This is a genomic window from Agromyces sp. H66 (assembly GCF_004959775.1).
In the GTDB taxonomy this organism is placed as follows: Bacteria; Actinomycetota; Actinomycetes; order Actinomycetales; family Microbacteriaceae; genus Agromyces.
On sequence record NZ_SJZG01000012.1, the window covers coordinates 56876 to 73746 of the forward strand.

General features: G+C 70.9%; 19 protein-coding genes and 1 pseudogene. 14 read left to right on the forward strand and 6 right to left on the reverse strand.

Features of this window, described 5'->3' with window-relative positions:
• The first annotated feature begins 148 nt into the window (after positions 1-148).
• Genes EZM51_RS17020 through EZM51_RS17030 form a run of 3 tightly spaced genes read left to right on the forward strand, consistent with a single transcriptional unit; the run spans position 149 to position 3285 of the window.
• On the forward strand, positions 149-1090 hold the full coding sequence (locus EZM51_RS17020) for a permease (RefSeq protein WP_349236072.1): 942 nt from the start codon (positions 149-151) through the stop codon (positions 1088-1090).
• Entirely contained in the window at positions 1083-1844 is a 762-nt protein-coding gene (locus tag EZM51_RS17025) for a TIGR03943 family protein (RefSeq protein ID WP_136709503.1), read from the forward strand. Before EZM51_RS17020 ends, EZM51_RS17025 begins: the two co-directional genes overlap by 8 nt.
• On the forward strand, positions 1834-3285 hold the full coding sequence (locus EZM51_RS17030; RefSeq protein WP_136709504.1) for a hypothetical protein: 1452 nt from the start codon (positions 1834-1836) through the stop codon (positions 3283-3285). Before EZM51_RS17025 ends, EZM51_RS17030 begins: the two co-directional genes overlap by 11 nt.
• Here EZM51_RS17030 and EZM51_RS17035 read toward each other — a convergent pair.
• From EZM51_RS17035 to EZM51_RS17045, 3 genes are read right to left on the reverse strand one after another with little or no spacing between them, the layout of a single operon-like run.
• Entirely contained in the window at positions 3245-3595 is a 351-nt protein-coding gene (locus EZM51_RS17035) for a DUF2510 domain-containing protein (RefSeq protein WP_136709505.1), read from the reverse strand. The genes EZM51_RS17030 and EZM51_RS17035 overlap by 41 nt on opposite strands.
• Positions 3585-4403 carry a sulfite exporter TauE/SafE family protein gene (locus EZM51_RS20660; RefSeq protein WP_169053959.1) on the reverse strand — a complete coding sequence of 273 codons (819 nt, stop codon included), beginning with the start codon at positions 4401-4403 and terminating at the stop codon, positions 3585-3587. The genes EZM51_RS17035 and EZM51_RS20660 overlap by 11 nt, the downstream gene beginning before the upstream one ends.
• Positions 4404-4438: 35 nt before the next feature.
• Positions 4439-4990, reverse strand: coding sequence for a VanZ family protein (locus EZM51_RS17045; RefSeq protein WP_136709506.1), 552 nt, complete (start codon positions 4988-4990; stop codon positions 4439-4441).
• 366 nt (positions 4991-5356) lie between these two features.
• Between EZM51_RS17045 and EZM51_RS17050 the strand changes: the two genes are divergently transcribed.
• A complete protein-coding gene (locus EZM51_RS17050) occupies positions 5357-5560 on the forward strand; it encodes a cold-shock protein (RefSeq protein ID WP_136709507.1) in 204 nt (67 codons plus the stop codon).
• A 60-nt stretch (positions 5561-5620) separates the two neighbouring features.
• On the opposite strand, the gene EZM51_RS17055 is transcribed toward EZM51_RS17050, so the two are convergent.
• Complete coding sequence (locus tag EZM51_RS17055; protein ID WP_136709508.1) at positions 5621-6472, reverse strand: NAD(P)-dependent oxidoreductase; 852 nt, start codon at positions 6470-6472, stop codon at positions 5621-5623.
• 111 nt (positions 6473-6583) lie between these two features.
• Here EZM51_RS17055 and EZM51_RS17060 point away from each other — a divergent pair, with 111 nt between their 5' ends.
• The 3 genes from EZM51_RS17060 to EZM51_RS17070 all read left to right on the forward strand — a co-directional run bounded on the left by EZM51_RS17060 (position 6584) and on the right by EZM51_RS17070 (position 8773).
• Positions 6584-7240, forward strand: a complete 657-nt coding sequence (locus EZM51_RS17060; RefSeq protein ID WP_136709509.1) for a UdgX family uracil-DNA binding protein — start codon at positions 6584-6586, stop codon at positions 7238-7240.
• A gap of 180 nt (positions 7241-7420) precedes the next feature.
• Positions 7421-8458: an acyl-CoA desaturase gene (locus EZM51_RS17065; protein ID WP_136709510.1), complete on the forward strand. Its 1038-nt coding sequence runs from the start codon at positions 7421-7423 to the stop codon at positions 8456-8458.
• Between the two features lie 108 nt (positions 8459-8566).
• Positions 8567-8773 (forward strand): cold-shock protein, encoded by a 207-nt coding sequence (locus EZM51_RS17070; protein WP_136709511.1) that lies wholly within the window; start codon positions 8567-8569, stop codon positions 8771-8773.
• A gap of 139 nt (positions 8774-8912) precedes the next feature.
• Here the strand turns inward: EZM51_RS17070 and EZM51_RS21145 are convergent.
• Positions 8913-9128: pseudogene (locus EZM51_RS21145) on the reverse strand (VOC family protein); the annotation flags it as partial.
• A 130-nt stretch (positions 9129-9258) separates the two neighbouring features.
• Here EZM51_RS21145 and EZM51_RS17080 point away from each other — a divergent pair.
• The 6 genes from EZM51_RS17080 to EZM51_RS17105 all read left to right on the forward strand — a co-directional run bounded on the left by EZM51_RS17080 (position 9259) and on the right by EZM51_RS17105 (position 13242).
• Positions 9259-9657 (forward strand): metalloregulator ArsR/SmtB family transcription factor, encoded by a 399-nt coding sequence (locus tag EZM51_RS17080; protein ID WP_211195963.1) that lies wholly within the window; start codon positions 9259-9261, stop codon positions 9655-9657.
• Entirely contained in the window at positions 9654-10136 is a 483-nt protein-coding gene (locus tag EZM51_RS17085; RefSeq protein ID WP_136709513.1) for an SRPBCC family protein, read from the forward strand. The genes EZM51_RS17080 and EZM51_RS17085 overlap by 4 nt, the downstream gene beginning before the upstream one ends.
• A 32-nt stretch (positions 10137-10168) precedes the next feature.
• Positions 10169-10609, forward strand: coding sequence for a VOC family protein (locus tag EZM51_RS17090; RefSeq protein WP_136709514.1), 441 nt, complete (start codon positions 10169-10171; stop codon positions 10607-10609).
• 148 nt (positions 10610-10757) lie between these two features.
• Complete coding sequence (locus EZM51_RS17095; RefSeq protein ID WP_136709515.1) at positions 10758-11360, forward strand: hypothetical protein; 603 nt, start codon at positions 10758-10760, stop codon at positions 11358-11360.
• Positions 11361-11364: 4 nt separating this feature from the next.
• Positions 11365-12231: a PhzF family phenazine biosynthesis protein gene (locus tag EZM51_RS17100; protein WP_136709516.1), complete on the forward strand. Its 867-nt coding sequence runs from the start codon at positions 11365-11367 to the stop codon at positions 12229-12231.
• Positions 12232-12252: 21 nt separating this feature from the next.
• Complete coding sequence (locus tag EZM51_RS17105) at positions 12253-13242, forward strand: aldo/keto reductase (RefSeq protein WP_136709517.1); 990 nt, start codon at positions 12253-12255, stop codon at positions 13240-13242.
• A 124-nt stretch (positions 13243-13366) separates the two neighbouring features.
• On the opposite strand, the gene EZM51_RS17110 is transcribed toward EZM51_RS17105, so the two are convergent.
• On the reverse strand, positions 13367-15811 hold the full coding sequence (locus EZM51_RS17110; RefSeq protein ID WP_136709518.1) for a phosphoketolase family protein: 2445 nt from the start codon (positions 15809-15811) through the stop codon (positions 13367-13369).
• Positions 15812-15943: 132 nt separating this feature from the next.
• Between EZM51_RS17110 and EZM51_RS17115 the strand changes: the two genes are divergently transcribed.
• Positions 15944-16864: an AEC family transporter gene (locus EZM51_RS17115; RefSeq protein WP_136709519.1), complete on the forward strand. Its 921-nt coding sequence runs from the start codon at positions 15944-15946 to the stop codon at positions 16862-16864.
• Positions 16865-16871 lie beyond the last annotated feature (7 nt).

A 16871-nucleotide genomic window follows, 5' to 3' on the forward strand; every position in this document is an offset into this window, starting at 1 on the left:
CGTGTCCGCCGACACTCGACGCGCTCGAACCCCGCGATGCGGTCCTCTACGCTGGAGCCCGTGGACCCCAGCCACCCTGCAGCCCCCGGCGCCCCGGCTCACGCAACGGCCTCCCACCTGGGTCGGCCTGTCGCTCGGGATCGCACTCGTGCTGCTCTTCGTCGCGATCCGGGTGTTCGCCCCCGAAAGCGTGGGCGACACGCTCTCGAACTCGGTGCGAGACTTCTTCACCCTGTCGATCAGCGTCGTCATCGAGAGCCTCCCGTTCGTCTTCCTCGGCATCCTGCTGTCGATCGGCGTGCAGGTGTGGCTGCCCGAGGGCTTCCTGCTCCGGCGGCTGCCGAGGGATCCGGTCGCCCGGCGCGTCACCATCTCGCTGCTCGGCGTACTGCTCCCCGTCTGCGAGTGCGGCAACGTCCCCCTGGCGCGAGGACTCATCCTGCGCGGGCTCAGCATCGGCGAGGCGATGACGTTCCTGGTCGCGGCGCCGATCCTCAACCCCGTCACGATCATCACGACCTACCAGGCCTTCGGCTGGGACGACGGGATCCTCGTCAGCCGCATCCTCGGCGGCTTCGTCATCGCGAACCTCATCGGCTGGATCTACAGCCGGCATCCCGAACCGATGCGACTGCTCACGCCAGGCTTCCAGGCCAGTTGCGCACGCGCGGGCCACGAGGCACCGGCCACCCGCACGCGGCGGAGCGTCGACATGTTCCGCACCGAGACGTCGGCGATGCTCCCGGCGCTCTTCGTCGGCTCGGCGGTCGCCGGGATCATCCAGGTCGGGATCTCCCGCGACCTGCTCATCACGCTCGGCCAGAACCCCGTGCTCTCGGTCTTCGCGCTCATGGCGCTCGCGTTCGTCATCGCCATCTGCTCGAACGTCGACGCGTTCTTCATCCTCGCGTTCGGCTCGACGTTCATGCCGGGTGCGATCGTCGCCTTCCTCGTATTCGGTCCCGTCATCGACGTGAAGATGCTCGCCCTCATGCGCACCACCTTCACGGCACGGACCCTGCTGCAGCTCTCCCTGCTCGTCGGCCTCGCCGCGGCCGCACTCGGATTGGCGGTGAACGCCCTTGCGTGAACAGCTCATCGCACGGTGGCAGGGCATCGTGCTCTCGCTCGTCGGCATCGTCGCCACCGGATGGCTCGCCGCCACCGGCCGGCTCGGCCTCTACATCCATCCGCGCTACTTCGAGTTCACCGTCATCATGGCGGTGATCGCCTCGGTGCTCACGATCGCCGCATTCGCCATGGCGCCGCTTCCCGGGGAGCACGAGCAGCACGAGCACGACGAGCACCACGAGCATCGGGGCGGAGGCCGCATCCGGGCGGTCCTCGGTACGGTCGTGGTGGTGATGGCGGCGGCCGCGCTCCTCGCGCTGCCGCCGGCCACACTCACCTCGGCGACCGCGACCCAGCGAAGCATCAACACGTCGGCGGTGTCGGCCGGGGCCGACGCCCCCGACCTGATCGGCGGCGACACGTCCCGGTTCACGGTCAAGGACTGGGCCGTGCTGCTGCGGCAGAATCCCGATCCCGACTTCTTCGCCGGTCGCGCCATCGAGGTGACGGGCTTCGTCACGGCGTCGCCCGACGACCCCGAGAACGTGTTCTACATCGCCCGCTTCACCGTGACGTGCTGCGCCGTGGATGCCCAGCCCGTGGGCGTGCCCGTGTACCTCCCGGGCTGGCGCGAACAGTTCGAGCCCGACCAGTGGGTCACCGCCACCGGACTGTTCGAGGCGAACGTCGGCAGCCCAACTGCCGAGACGTTGCTGCTCACGGCCGACGAACTCGCCGTGACCGACCAACCCGACCAGCCGTATGTCTTCTGAGGCGTCCGCGGCGCCCCCGGCCTCGTCGGCGGCCCGGTCGGACGACGGCCGCCAGGGTCCCTTCCGGCAGCGCCTGATCGGCACCGTCCTGGTGCTCGTCGTCGCCGTCGCGGGGTTCGGGTTCGCCGGACTCGTGCAGGGCCCGCGCCTCGACACCGCCGAGCTCGACGTCGCGAGCGCGACGCGGCTCGCGGGGGAGCGGCTGACGCTCACGCTCAATCAGCCGGTCGTCGAGATCGACGCCGCAGCCATCGAGGTCGAGCCCGCGACATCCGTCACCGCGACCGTCGACGACCGCGACATCGTGATCACCTTCGACCGACCGCTCGACTACGCGGCCGAGTACACCGTGCGGGTGCCGGGGGTGGTGGGGGCGTACCAGGCGGCACCGGCCGTCGTCGAGCATCGCTTCGCCACGCCCGACGAAGACGTGTACGTGTTGCACCGCCGAAGCCATCGGGGCGAGGCCGACCTCGTGCAGCGCAGCTCGTTCGCCGATCCCCGCCCCGAGGTGGTGTTCAGCGCGCCGCGCATCCAGGAGTTCGCCCGCGCCGGCGCGGTGCTCGTCGTCGTGACCGTCGACGACGAGGGGCGGAACGGGATCGCGCTGTCGAAGGATGCGCAGCCCGACCCCGCCGAACTCGCACTGCCGCAGGGTGCCACGATCCGCGACCTTGCGGCGTCGACGACGCACCCGCTCGTCGGGTTCGTGCTCGACACCCCGGCCGTCGAGGGCGTCCGGCAGCATGCGGCGGAGCTGATGACGCTGGACCTCTCGGGCACCGCGCCGGCCGCGCCGCTGCCGGTGCTCGCCCTCGACGGCACGCCGATGCGCGTCATGTCGTGGGCCTTCGTGCCGGGCACCACGTCGCTCGTGGCGCAGGACTTCGAGCAGGGCCTGTACCTCGTCGACGCACTGGGAGGCGAATCCCCGACGCCGCTCGGCGTGCACGCCGAGATCCGCGGCTTCATCGCCGGCACGAGCGAACTCCTGGTCGCCGATCCCGATGGCGGCAGCGTCCTCGGCCTCGCCGACGGAACGGCGACCGCGCTCGAGCTCCAGACGCCGGAGCTCGCCGACAACGTCTACGCCGACCACATCAGCGTGCTCGACGGCGAGGGTCGGTACCTCGTCTCCCTCGTGCAGGCGCGCGTGGAGGCCGGCCGGAACGTGCGTTCCTCGATGCTCGCCGCCGTCGGCGCCGACGGCGAACTCTCGAAGCTGTTCGCGCCGGCGGTGCCGACGAGCGTCATCCGCGACCACTGCACCTCGCCGAACGGGCGCTGGGTCGCCGTCGCGGAGTCACCCGACGACAGTCGCCCCGACGGCTACTCAGGCGATCCGGGTTTCACCGAGAGGATGACCACGATCGTCGAGATCTCGACGGGACGTGTCGCGCTCAGCCTGCAGGGCGGGTTCTCGGATTGGTGTGCTCCCTGACGAGCCGCGAGCGTCGTGCGCCGCCGGTCCGCCGCAGGTGCCCGAGCGCGCGGGTGAACCAGGCGCCGGATTTCGCGGAGTCCACGGGCCCGGGCGGCAACGGCACCGTCGTGTGCTCGTCGGGTGCACGCAGGCGCACGGTGTGCCCGGAGACCTGGTCGACCTCGTCGGCGGTCGGCTTCGGCGCCGTGTGCGGGCTCCACTTCACGCCGTCCCAGTAGCGCAACCGCGCGGCATCCGACTCGCGGTCCCTGAGCTCCGTCGAAGGGTCGTCGTACCAGCCGGCGCGCCGCCCGGACTCACGCGTCACGCGGCCGCTCCCGCCTCCGCAGCGCGATCGCGCGAACGGTCAGCTGCACCGCGGCGACGATGACGAGCGCCGCGAACAGGCGCGCCGACCATTCCGGCGAGAGCAGGAACGCGATGGCGACCCCGGCGAACGACGCCGCCGTGGCCGCGACGCCCACGATGACGGCGGCGCGCAGGTCGACGATGCCGGCTCGTGCGTTCGCGATCGTGCCGCTCACCGCGGTCGGGATCATCACCGCAAGCGACGTGCCCTTCGCCACCAGATCGCTCATGCCGAACAACGCGATGAACGCGGGCACCATGATGATGCCGCCGCCGATCCCGAACAGGCCCGAGGCGAAGCCGATGGCGACGCCGAGCGCCAGCATGGCGGCGACCGAGGCCACGTCGAACTCGAGTGCGCCGTCGCCCCGCTCCGGGATCGCCAGCAGCATGCGGACCGCCACGGCGACGAGCAGGGCGATGAAGAGCCAGCGCAACCAGCCGAGCGAGAGGCGCCGCAGCAGCCACGATCCGACCCACGACCCGGCGATGCCGCCGATCGCGACGAACAGCGTCGCGAGCAGGTCGACCTGCCCGTTCACGAGATACGTGATGGAGCCGGCGACGGCGGCCGGCACGATCGCCGCGAGCGAGGCCGACGACGCCCGGCGCTGGTTCATGCCGGCGAAGGTCATGAGGAGGGGCACCATGAGGATTCCCCCACCGACGCCGAAGGCACCGGAGAGGAGGCCTCCGGCCGCCCCGACGAGCGCGAGTCGCACCCAGGGGAGCCGTGCCCGGCCGGCGGGCGCGGCGGGGGAGGTCACCAGAACACTGTAGCGGCGGACCGGCGGACGCGCGTTCAGGCCGCCGTGCGATCGACGGACGACGCGGTGGTGCCGAGGGCCTCGCGGCGGCCGTCGTGGGAGTCGTTCCCATGGCCGGCCGCCGGCACCCGGAGCCCGGTTCCGGCATCCGTCGTGTCCGGCAGGTGCGAGGCGACGGCCGCCGCGCGCCGGACCCCGCGCGCGACCAGCACGAGCAGCACGCCGAACACGGCGCCGCCGGCGTTCATGACGAGGTCGCGCGGGTCGGAGATGCGATCGGCGGCGGGCACCTGGACGAGTTCGATCAGCGCGGTGAAGGCGAACCCCGCGACGACGGCGAACGGCCAGCGGCGCCGCGGCAGGAGGAGCGCGGCGAAGACGCCCACGGGAATGAACATCGCCACGTTGAACGCCATCTCGGCGAGATAGCCCGTCGTCCAGGTGACGGTCGCGGTCCACGCGTCCGGATTCAGGATGCCGCCGTCGAGCTGGTTTCCGCTGCCGTGCCACGGTGCCGGCCCGACCGTGAGCCACAGCACGGCGAGGGCGTAGACGAGGGCGAAGAAACGCAGGGGGCGGCGGTTCATGCCACGATTCTGCCCCGATTCGCACCGAGTCGGCTGGCATCTTGCCGCATGTCCCCTCTTGGAGGGACAAATCGCAGCGTCATGCAGGGTCACGATCCGGTCGCGAACGGTGTGCAGCGGGGGTCGAAACCGCTATGGTGGCCTTCAACGATTCCTCCATCTAGCGGGCACTCGCCCGTGCCTCCACCTGATTGCCCGGAGGCGGACCGATCCGCGTGGCATGACCCGATACGAGACGGCGGATGCCTGAGCGCACACCCGCCCCTCGCCCCCTCGCTTCGGCGGCACCGGGCCGTCGGGGTCGCGATCGAACCCTCGATCGCATCGGGCACGCGATCGCGGCCCGCAAGACAGAAGGACAGCAGTATGGCAACCGGAACCGTCAAGTGGTTCAACGCCGAAAAGGGCTTCGGCTTCATCGCCCCCGACGACGGCTCGGCCGACGTCTTCGCGCACTTCAGCGCCATCACGGGCAGCGGCTACCGTTCGCTCGATGAGGGCCAGAAGGTCGAGTTCGAGGTCGCGCAGGGCCCCAAGGGCCTCCAGGCCGAGAACATCCGCGCCCTCTAGGTCGCAACACGACGAACGCCGTCGCTGCCCACGGGCCGCGACGGCGTTCGTCGTCGGCGCTCAGTCCGACCGGCTCTCGTCGCGCCAGGAGTGGCGCGGTTCGTAGCCGAGCAGCCGGCGCGCCTTCTCGATGGAGAGCAGCGTGTCGTTGACGCCGAGATCGCCGCGCACCGGGACATCCGGGAACACTTCGGCGACGAGTTCGGCGTTCGGCCGGCTCATCACCGTGTCGGCGGCCGCGATGATGAACCGTTCGAAGCCCGGCCCCGCCTTCGCGAGCGCGAGGCTCACGGCCTGCGCGCCGTCGCGTGCGTCGATGTACCCCCAGAGGTTCCACTTGCGCAGCGTCGCGTCGGCGTCGAACGAGCCGAACGCCTCGTAGTCGTCGGGGTCCATCACGTTCGAGAACCTGAGCGCCGTGATCGACAGCGCGGGATCCCAGCGCACGAGTTCGATCGCCAGCTGCTCCTCGAGGTGCTTCACGAGCGAGTACGTGCTCTCGGGCCGGGCCGGATACTCCTCGTCGACCGGGATGTAGGGCGGCGGGGTGTCGAACGGAAGGCCGAGCACCGTCTCGCTCGACGCGTACACGATGCGCCGGATCCCGAGCCGTCGCGCGGCCTGGAAGACGTTGTACGTCGCGAGCATGTTGTTGTGGAAGGTCGCCGCGTCGCCCTCGAGCCCGGGTGCCGGGATGGCCGCGAGGTGCACGATCGCGTCCACGCCCGCGTGGCGGTCGTCGACTCCCGCGATGGCGTCGACGACCTGCCCGTAGTCGGTCATCTCGACGCGGATGAATCCCCCGCGCCTTCCGTGCAGGTCGAGGTTCCAGACCTCGTGGCCTTCCTCCTGCAGCGTGCGGACGACGGTGCGGCCGAGCTTGCCGGTTCCCCCGGTGACGATGATGCGCATGCGTCCAGTCTGCACTTCGACAGGCTCAGGGACCGAACGCTCGCCGAGCCCGTCGAAGCGCGATCGCGCAACCACTCGCCGACCACGGCGCCGCATCGTAGGCTCCTGCCTATGGCCGACGACCCCGACCGTCCGGGTGCCGACGAGTGGGTGCCGCCCGGTGCCGACCTCGCGGGCCTGCGCCGCGCCGCCCACGAGTGCCGCGGCTGCGAGCTCTGGCGCGACGCCACCCAGGTCGTGTTCTCGAGCGGGCGGGCCGGCGCCGCGATCATGCTCGTGGGCGAACAGCCCGGCGACCGCGAGGACCTCGAGGGGAAGCCCTTCGTCGGCCCGTCGGGGCGATTGCTCGCCGACGCCGTCGACGCGGCGGGCATCGCACGCGAGGGGGTGTACGTGACGAACGCCGTGAAGCACTTCCGCTTCGAGCGCCGCGGAACGCGGCGGATCCACATGAAGCCCGCGGTGGCCCACATCGTCGCCTGCCGACCGTGGCTCGAGGCCGAGTTCGAGGCGGTCGGTCCCGGCGTCATCGTGGCGCTCGGCGCCACCGCAGCGCGTTCGGTGCTCGGGCGCACCGTGCGCATCGGCGAGGTGCGCGGCCGGGTGCTGCCGCCGGATGCCGCGGGCGGGGCATCCGTCTTCCCGGTGCCGGTGCTCGTGACGACGCATCCGTCGGCCCTGCTGCGCATCGAGGACGCCGCCGACCGGCGCGCCGCCTACGCGACGTTCGTCGACGAACTACGCATCGCGGCCGATATCGCGCAGTGAACGCCGTGGATCCGCGAGCCCTCACAGCGCCTTCCCATTCCAAGGCACTAGACTCGAGACATCTACAGCGGGTGGTTTACCCGCATTACACGGCTGGGAAGTCGACGACCAGCTGGGAATGACATCTCTCACACCGAAACCCTCGGTGCGATCCGGGCGACGAAGCCCCGCACCGGCTCCATGGACATCACACGGAGCTATACGGCACTTTCCCGGGTCGTTCGCGAATCCGGTCTCCTGAACCGCGCTCGCTGGTTCTACGTCTCACTCGTCTCACTGCTCACGCTCGCCCTCGGCGGGGCGATCGCCGGGTTCTTCCTGCTCGGCGACTCGTGGTTCCAGCTCCTGATCGCGGGCGCACTGGGCCTGATCTTCACGCAGTTCGCCTTCCTCGCCCACGAGGCCTCGCACCGTGCGGTGCTCGAATCGGGTCCCGCGAACGACCGGGTCGGGCGCTTCCTCGCGGCCGGAGTGGTCGGCATCAGCTACGCCTGGTGGATGACGAAGCACACGCGCCACCACGCCAACCCGAACAAGATCGGCAAGGACCCCGACATCGACTTCGACACGATCTCCTTCACGGAGGAGTCGGCGGCGAAGCAGCGCGGCGTCATGGCGCTCATCACGCGCAGGCAGGGCTGGCTGTTCTTCCCGCTGCTCACGCTCGAGGGCCTGAACCTGCACATGACGTCGATCCGCACGCTCTTCGCGCGGGGGCCCGTCAAGGGTCGCTGGATCGAGCTCGGCCTCATGGCCGCGCGGTTCGCGATCTACTTCGGGGCGATCTTCACGTTCCTCCCGCTCGGCATGGCGTTCGCGTTCATCGGCGTGCAGCTCGCGGTGTTCGGCATCTACATGGGCGCCTCGTTCGCACCCAACCACAAGGGCATGCCGATCATCCCGAAGGACGCGAAGCTCGACTTCTTCTCGAAGCAGGTGCTGACCTCGCGGAACATCTCGGGCGGCTGGTGGGCGAACCTGCTCTACGGCGGCCTGAACTACCAGATCGAGCACCACCTCTTCCCGAACATGCCGCGCCCCCACCTCGCGAAGACCCGCGAGATCGTGCGGGAGTACTGCCGCACGCTCGACGTGCCCTACACCGAGACGACGATGCTGCAGTCGTATGCCATCGTCGTCCGCTACCTCAACCGCGTCGGCCTCGCCGCGCGCGACCCATTCGACTGCCCGATGGTGAACCAGTTCCGTCGGGTCTGATCGACCACGCACTTCCGGCGGCGGACGTCGCCGTCGGAACCCCGCACGGCCCCGAGTCGTGCACGTCGCAGCCGCTTCGGCGGCTCGGCTTTACAGAAGGAAAAGAATATGGCAACCGGAACCGTCAAGTGGTTCAACGCCGACAAGGGCTTCGGCTTCATCGCCCCGGATGACGGCTCTGCCGACGTCTTCGCGCACTTCAGCGCGATCGCGTCGGGCGGATACCGCTCGCTCGAGGAGAACCAGAAGGTCGAATTCGAGACCGCCCGCGGCCCCAAGGGCCTGCAGGCCGAGAACATCACCGTCATCGCGTAGTTCTCGCATCCCCACCGGTCCCTGAGCTTGTCGAAGGGCCGGTCGACGAGCGGATGCCGCAGCCGGCGCCTCCCAGTGAGGCGCGGCGCGGCATCCGTTCGCGCATTTCCGGGGAGTGCCGGCGGCGAGCGGTGCGTCCTCAGGACCCTTCGCCGGCGATGTTCACGAGCCAGCTCACGCCGAACCGGTCGACGAGCATGCCGAAGCTGTCGCCCCAGGGGGCGGTCTCGAGCGGCTCGACGACCCGGCCGCCCTCGGCGAGCTGCTCCCAGTAGCTGCGCAGGGTCGCGTCGTCGTCGCCCGAGAGCGAGACCGAGAAGCCCTCGTGACCGCGGAACTCCAGGTGCTTCGGCGTGGCCCGATTCTGCTCCGGATGCCGCGACTTCGCGACTCCCCCGAATCGCCCACTTGACGACCACCATGCCCGGACGTAACCTGTAATCAATCAATTGGTTGATCAATGAATGAGTTGACAAAGGTGAGTGATGATCGTGGACCCGAGCGCGGACGACCGACTCGACCGCGCCTTCATGGCCTTGGCCGACCCGGTGCGGCGGGGCATCATCGCCCGCCTGAGCCGCGGACCTGCCACGGTCAACGAACTCGCCGAACCCTTCGAGATCACCAAGCAGGCCGTCTCGAAGCACATCCAGGTGCTCGAGCAGGCGGGGCTCGTCACGCGCACGCGCGACGCGCAACGTCGTCCGGTTCACCTGGACGCCGCGCAGCTCGAGGCCCTCACCGCGTGGATCGACCGCTACCGGCTGATCCACGAGCAGCAGTTCCGCGCATTGGACGCGCTGCTCGCCACCGACCGCGGCACCAACGCCGCGACATCCGATGCCGGACCGAAGCCCGGCGCCACACAGGAGAACCCATCATGACCACCACCACCAACCCCGTCACCATCACCGCCCCCGAGGGGCTGCCGTTCATCGAGATCGAGCGCGAGTTCGACGCGCCCGTGGCCGCGGTGTTCAACGCGCACCGCGACCCCGAGCTCGTGAAGCAGTGGCTCGGGCCGAACGGCTACGAGATGGCCGTCGACCGCTGGGACTTCGTGAGCCACGGCGACTACCGCTACGTGCACACGAATCCCGACGGCGAGGCGTACGCGTTCAACGGCACGTTCCACACCGTGCGCGAGAACGAGCTGGTGATCCAGACCTTCGAGTTCGAGGGCTTCCCCGACGTCGTGAGCAACGAGACGCTGACCTTCGAAGACCTCGGCGACGGGCGCACCCGCGTCCGCATCCACAGCGTGTACCCGAGCGTCGAGAGCCGCGACGGCATGGTGCAGAGCAACATGGAGCAGGGCATGCGCGAGGGTTACCAGCGACTCGACCAGGTGCTCGGCGCCTGAGCCGCCGGCCTCCACGAAGGGAGCACACCATCATGGACTGGACCCTCGAGGTCGTCATCGTGCCGGTCGGCGACATCGACCGCGCCGTCGAGTTCTACCGTGACCGCGTCGGGTTCGACCTCGACCACGACACCGTCATGGGCGACCAGCGGTTCGTGCAGCTCACGCCGCGGGGCTCGGGCTGCTCGATCGTCATCGGCACCCTGCCCGCGCAGAACGAGATGGCGCCCGGGTCGCTGAAGGGCGTGCAGCTCGTCGTCGCCGACGCCGAGGCGGCGCGTGCCGAGCTGGTGTCGCGTGGCGTCGACTGCGGCGAGATCCAGGTGATCGACCCGCGCGACGGCGGCACGTTCTTCGGCTTCTCCGACCCCGACGGCAACTCGTGGGCGGTGCAGCAGATCAGGGCGCGGGCGGAGCATCCGCTCATCCCCGTCGACGCCCGCCAGCGGTTCGGCGCCGAGCAGGAGGCCTGACCCGACCAGCTCGCGCAGGAGAATGGGCGCCATCCCCACCTCACGGGCGGGATGGCGCCCATTCTCCTTCACGAGCTCAGGCCTGACACCCCATGGGGGCATTGCATCGTGCCGCCACGACGGCGATCATGATGCAGGGGGTTGAAGCATGGGGAGGCAGGCGAAGGCGACCTGGATCGGCGAGCACGGGGGTGCTGCCGTGACGCTGCACCTGGAGTCGGCGGGGTTGCACATATCCGGTGAGCGACGGGCGCGCGTCCCGCGCACGTCATGGCGGCACGTGCAGGCGGCCGACGGGATCATGTCGTTCGAGGCCGACGGGAACACCTATCGGTTCCGTCTCGGCCGTGCGGCGTCCGAGTGGGCCGACGCGCTCACCACGCCGCCGCCGTCGCTCGCCGAGAAACTCGGCGTGACGCCCGGAACGAGCGTCGCGGTTCGCGGCGAGTTGCCCCTGCCCGAGCTCGAGGAGGCGCTGGCGGATGCCCCGCGCGCGACGCCGTGGGAGGCGGAGCTCATCGTCGTGGTCGCGCGCAGCGACGCCGAGCTCAGGATGCTTCCCGTGTGGTTCCGGGAATGCGGCATCGCGACGCATGTCTGGATCGTGCACGGCAAGGGCCGGGGATCGACCGCCCCCGGCGACGGCGCCGTGCGCGACGTGCTGCGCGCGGCCGGATGGCGCGACACCAAGGCGAGCGCGGTGGGCGACGCGTGGTCGGCGACACGGTACTCGCCGATCAGGGCATCATGATGGGATGACCACGTCGCCCGGGATCCTCCGCTACACCGCGTTCGCCGACCACCCCGAGGGCGGGAATCCCGCCGGCGTCGTGCTCGACGCCGCCACGCTCGACGACGCGGCCATGCAGCGCATCGCCGCCGAGGTGGACTACGCCGAGACGGCGTTCATCACGGGGGAGTCGGACGGCGCCCGTGTCGTGCGCTACTTCTCGCCCGTCGCCGAGGTGCCGTTCTGCGGCCACGCCACGGTGGCCACCGCCGTCGCGATCGCCGAGCGCGAGGGGCCCAGCACGATCCGGTTCGCCACGCCCGTCGGCGAGGTCGCCATCGAGACGAGCGAGGTCGACGGCGCGCTGCGGGCCGCCTTCACGAGCGTCGAGCCCGAGACCGCGCCCCTGCCCGACGAGGTGCTCGAGTCGCTGCTCGATCTCTTCGGCATCACGCGCGACGACCTCGACGAGCGCCACCCGCCGCTCCTCGCCTACGCGGGCAACCGGCACCCCGTGCTCGTGTTGCGCGACGCCGGCGTCTTCGACGGCTTCGACTTCGATCCGGCGGCGGCTCGCGTGCTCATGGATGCGCAGGGCTGGCCCGCGACGATCATCGTGCTGCACCGGCTTCCGGATGCCGCGGACGGCGGCCTGCGGTTCGAGGCGCGCAACCCCTTCCCCGTCGGGCGCATCACCGAGGATCCGGCGACGGGCGCCGCGGCGGCCGCCACCGGGGCGTACCTGCGCGCGCTCGGCGCCGTGACGCCGCCGGCGCGCGTGCTGATCGAGCAGGGCCGTCACATCGGCCGTCCCAGCGAGCTCGTGGTCGACATCCCCGAGCGCGGGGGCATCGTCGTGAGCGGCCGAGCCGTGCCGATCCCCGCGGACTGAGGGGCGACTAGGCTCGAAGCCATGCAGACCCGCACCCTCGGACGTACCGGCCGCACCGTCTCGGTCATCGGACTCGGCACCTGGCAGCTCGGCGCCGACTGGGGCGACGTCGACGAGGCCGACGCGCTCGCCGTGCTCGATGCCGCCAACGACGCCGGCGTCACGTTCTTCGACACCGCCGACGTGTACGGCGACGGCCGCAGCGAGTCGCTCATCGGTCGCTGGCTGCGCGAGCACCCCGACTCGGGCGTGACGGTGGCCACGAAGATGGGCCGTCGGATGCCGCAGGAGCACGAGAACTACTCGATGGAGCACTTCCGCGCCTGGACCGATCGCTCACGCGCGAACCTCGGCGTCGACACGCTCGACCTCGTGCAGTTGCACTGCCCGCCGACGTCCGTCTACTCCGACGATCGCGTGTACGACGCACTCGACACGCTGGTCGACGAGGGCGCGATCTCGGCCTACGGCGTCAGCGTCGAGAAGGTCGAGGAGGCGCTCACGGCGATCGCCCGGCCGAACGTGGCGAGCGTGCAGATCATCCTCAACGCGTTCCGGCTGAAGCCGCTCGACGAGGTGCTTCCGGCAGCCCGCGCCGCCGGGGTGGGCATCATCGCGCGCGTGCCGCTGGCGAGCGGGCTGCTCTCGGGCCGCTACACGCTCGACACGAAGTTCGCCGCGAACGACCACCGCAGCTTCAACCGGCACGGCGAATCGTTCGACGTGGGCGAGACGTTCTCGGGCGTCGACTACGAGACCGGCGTGGGCGCCGCGGCCGAGTTCTCCGAGCTCGCCCGCGCCGCCGCCCCCGACGCGACGCCGGCCCAGGTCGCGCTGGCGTGGATCACCGCGCAGCCGGGCGTGAGCTCGGTCATCCCGGGCGCCCGAAGCCCCGAACAGGCGCGTGCGAACGCGGCGGCCGGCTCGCTCGAGTTGCCCGAGGGCTTCGAGGCATCCGTTCGCGAACTCTACGACCGCGAGATCCGCGCCCAGGTCCACGACCGCTGGTAGCCCGCGGGCCGGGCCCCCGGCGCCCCTCCTGTTCGAAACTGCGGATATACGATCCGGCGCGCCGCCATGGTGGCCCGAGCGGCGGCGCGCCGGATCGTATATCCGCAGAAGGGGACGCGAACGGTCAACCCGCGGCGCCCCGGAACTCCCACCCCGTGATCCACTCGGGGTCCTCGCCGTGCTCGTAGGCGTGGCCGCGCGCCGCCGACCGCGCGGCGTGCCACTCGTCTGCGATCTCCGCCACCCCGGGCTCGCCCGCGAGGCCGGGCACGCGGCGCACGACGTCGAGGGCCAGCCGGTACCGGTCGAGGTCATTCAGGTGCACCATGTCGAACGGCGTCGTCGTGGTGCCCCGCTCGATGAAGCCGCGTACGTGCAGGTTCTCGTGGTTGGTGCGGCGGTACGCGAGCTGGTGGATGAGCGACGGGTACCCGTGGAACGCGAAGATGACCGGCGAGTTCCGCGTGAAGATCGCGTCGAACTCGCGGTCGGGCAGGCCGTGCGGGTGCTGCCCGGGGTCCTGCAGGCGCATGAGGTCGACGACGTTCACGACGCGCACCGCGAGCCCGGGCAGTCGGTCGCGCAGCAGCTGGGCGGCCGCGATCGTTTCGATCGTCGGCACGTCGCCGGCGCACGCGAGCACCACGTCGGGCACGGATGCCGCGGGCTCGTCGGCGTCGAAGCCCGGCTCGTTGCCCGCCCACGCCCACACCCCGAGCCCGGCCGTCACGTGCGCCTCGGCCTCCTCGGCCGACAGCCATTGCGGCTGCGGCTGCTTGCCCGCGACGATGACGTTCACCCGGTTCATCGTGCCGAACGCGTGCCGCGCGACCGAGAGCAGCGTGTTCGCGTCGGGCGGCAGGTAGACCCGCACGACCTCGGCCTGCTTGTTGACGACGACGTTCAGGAACCCGGGATCCTGGTGCGAGAAGCCGTTGTGGTCCTGCCGCCACACGTGCGATGACAGCAGGTAGTTGAGCGACGCCACGTCGCCGCGCCACGGCACCTCGTTCGCCGCCTCCAGCCACTTGGCGTGCTGGTTGAACATCGAGTCGTTGATGTGGATGAACGCCTCGTAGCTCGTGATGAGCCCGTGCCGCCCGGTGAGCAGGTACCCCTCGAGCAGCCCCTGCATGAGGTTCTCGCTGAGCGCCTCGATCACCCGTCCCGACCGGGCGAGGTGCTCGTCGAGCGGATGCAGCTCGGCGGCCCACGCCCGGTCGGTGACCTCGAACACCGCGCCCAGCCGGTTGGAGAGCACCTCGTCGGGACCGAAGAGCCGCACGTCGTCGGGGTTGGTGCGCATGAGTTCGGCGAACCATTCGCCGAACACCTCCGTCGCCTTGCCGTCGGCGCCGCGCCCGTCGGCGCGGACCTCGACCGCGAACGGCTCGGTGCCGGGCAGCGCGAGCGGTCGTACCACGCCGCCGTTCGCGATCGGCGTCCCGCTCATCCGCAGGTCTCCGCGCGGGCGCAGGGCATCGAGCCCGGGAATCGGGCGGCCGTCGTCGTCGAAGAGCTCCTCGGGTCGGTACGAGCGCAGCCACGCCTCGAGCATCGCGAGGTGCTCGGGGTCGTCACGCACGCCGGCGAGCGGAACCTGGTGCGAGTGGAACGTGCCCTCGACCTGCACGCCGTCGACCACGCCGGGACCGGTCCAGCCCTTGGGCGTGCGCAGCACGATCGCCGGCCAGCGGGGCGGCCGCTCGTCGAAGGCGCCGGCTGCGGCATCCGCCCGGATGTCGGCGAGGCGCTCGACGGCGACGTCGATCGCGTCGGCCATGCGCGCGTGCACGGCCAGGTGGTCCTCGCCGTCGAATCCGCCCGTGACGAGGAGCGGCTCGTAGCCGTTGCCGCGGAGGAACTCGACGAGCTCCGACTCGGGGATGCGCGCGAGCAGGGTCGGGTTGGCGATCTTGTAGCCGTTGAGGTGCAGGATCGGCAGCACCGCGCCGTCGGTGGCGGGGTTCAGGAACGCGTGCGCGCGCCAACTGGCGGCCAGCGCACCGGTCTCGGCCTCGCCGTCGCCGATGACGCAGGCGACCACGAGGCCGGGGCGGTCGAGCGCGGCGCCGTAGGCGTGCATGAGCGAGTAGCCGAGCTCGCCGCCCTCGTTGATCGACCCGGGCGTCTCGGGTGCCGCGTGCGACGGGATGCCGCCGGGGAACGAGAACTGGCGGAACAGCCGCCGCATGCCCTCACGGTCGGCCGTGACGGCCGGGAACAGCTCGGAGTAGGTGCCGTCGAGCCACGTGTTGGCCACCATGGCGGGTCCGCCGTGTCCGGGGCCGCAGACGTAGATCGCGGGCGTGCCGCGTTCGACGATCGCCCGGTTGAGGTGCGCGTAGACGAGGTTGAGCCCCGGGGAGGTGCCCCAGTGGCCGAGGAGGCGCGGCTTGATGTGCTCGGGCTCGAGCGGATCGTCGAGCAGCGGGTTGTCCATCAGGTAGATCTGCCCGACGCTCAGGAAGTTCGCGGCCCGCCACCACGCGTCGACCACCTCGAGGGCGACGGATGCCGCCGCGCCGCCGGTCTCGGATTCCCCACGCTGCCCGCCCGCGCCTGCCATGTCATCCCCCGTCCGACTCGGCTGCATCCGAGCCTAGGTCGGGAACGCCGCCGCGGCCAGCGCCGCCCGCACGCGGGGTAGGGTCGAGGCGATGACCGACGCGCCCCTCCGACCCGTGGCCGGTCCGCACGCATGACGCAGGTCTTCACCGGGTTCGCCGTCATCGCACTCGCCGTCGTCGTGGGCTACGTGACCGGGCGCACCGGCGTCCTTGGCCCGGGCGCCCGCCAGGTGCTCGCGCTGCTGGCCTTCAACGTGCTCGGCCCGTTCCTGCTGTTCTCGGTGCTCGCGACCGCCGACGTCCGCGCGCTGTTCTCGGCACTGCTGCCGGTGTCGGCCATCGCGGCCATGGCGATGATGCTCGTGTTCGCGACCGTGTCGCTCCTCGTCTGGCGGCGCACGGTCGCGCACACCGTCGTCGGCTCGCTCGCGTCGGGCTACGTCAACGGCAACAACATCGGCATCCCCATCGCGGCCTACATGCTCGGCGACGCCGCCTACGCCGCCCCGGTGCTCCTGCTGCAGCTGCTCGTCTTCGCGCCGACCGCGCTCGCGGTGCTCGGCGCCCGGGTCGAGGGACGCACCTCGGTGCGGGACATCCTGCGCTCGACCTTCACGAACCCGATCATCATCGGCTCGCTGGCGGGCGTCGTCGTCGCCGTGTCGGGGCTCGAACTGCCGGCGATCGTGCTCGAGCCGGTCGAGCTGATCGGCCACGCCGCCGTGCCCGTCATGCTCATCGCCTACGGCATGTCGTTGCACGGCCAGCGCCTCCTCGAGCCCGGCAGCGGTCGCCGCGACGTGCTGCTCGCCACCACGCTGCAGCTGGTCGCGATGCCGGTCACGGCGTGGGCGCTCGGCCGCTTCGCCTTCGGCCTCGACGGGGTCGAGCTGTACGCCGTCACGGTGCTGGCCGCCCTGCCCACCGCGCAGAACGTCTTCAACTTCGCGCAGCGCTACGAGACGGCAGAGCTCGTCGCGCGCGACACCGTGTTCCTCACCACCATGGGATCGGTCCCGGTGCTCCTCGCAGTGGCGCTGCTGCTCGGCTGAGAGGTCG

Coding starts and splice junctions, on each gene's coding strand:
- EZM51_RS17070 (WP_136709511.1), top strand. CDS start 8,567: ATGGCAACCGGAACCGTCAAGTGGTTCAACGCCGACAAGGGCTTCGGC.
- EZM51_RS17045 (WP_136709506.1), bottom strand. CDS start 4,990: ATGAACCGCCGCCCCCTGCGTTTCTTCGCCCTCGTCTACGCCCTCGCC.
- EZM51_RS17080 (WP_211195963.1), top strand. CDS start 9,259: ATGATCGTGGACCCGAGCGCGGACGACCGACTCGACCGCGCCTTCATG.
- EZM51_RS17055 (WP_136709508.1), bottom strand. CDS start 6,472: ATGCGCATCATCGTCACCGGGGGAACCGGCAAGCTCGGCCGCACCGTC.
- EZM51_RS17110 (WP_136709518.1), bottom strand. CDS start 15,811: ATGGCAGGCGCGGGCGGGCAGCGTGGGGAATCCGAGACCGGCGGCGCG.
- EZM51_RS17095 (WP_136709515.1), top strand. CDS start 10,758: ATGGGGAGGCAGGCGAAGGCGACCTGGATCGGCGAGCACGGGGGTGCT.
- EZM51_RS17085 (WP_136709513.1), top strand. CDS start 9,654: ATGACCACCACCACCAACCCCGTCACCATCACCGCCCCCGAGGGGCTG.
- EZM51_RS17060 (WP_136709509.1), top strand. CDS start 6,584: ATGGCCGACGACCCCGACCGTCCGGGTGCCGACGAGTGGGTGCCGCCC.
- EZM51_RS17090 (WP_136709514.1), top strand. CDS start 10,169: ATGGACTGGACCCTCGAGGTCGTCATCGTGCCGGTCGGCGACATCGAC.
- EZM51_RS17050 (WP_136709507.1), top strand. CDS start 5,357: ATGGCAACCGGAACCGTCAAGTGGTTCAACGCCGAAAAGGGCTTCGGC.
- EZM51_RS17115 (WP_136709519.1), top strand. CDS start 15,944: ATGACGCAGGTCTTCACCGGGTTCGCCGTCATCGCACTCGCCGTCGTC.
- EZM51_RS17065 (WP_136709510.1), top strand. CDS start 7,421: ATGGACATCACACGGAGCTATACGGCACTTTCCCGGGTCGTTCGCGAA.
- EZM51_RS17100 (WP_136709516.1), top strand. CDS start 11,365: ATGACCACGTCGCCCGGGATCCTCCGCTACACCGCGTTCGCCGACCAC.
- EZM51_RS17105 (WP_136709517.1), top strand. CDS start 12,253: ATGCAGACCCGCACCCTCGGACGTACCGGCCGCACCGTCTCGGTCATC.
- EZM51_RS17030 (WP_136709504.1), top strand. CDS start 1,834: ATGTCTTCTGAGGCGTCCGCGGCGCCCCCGGCCTCGTCGGCGGCCCGG.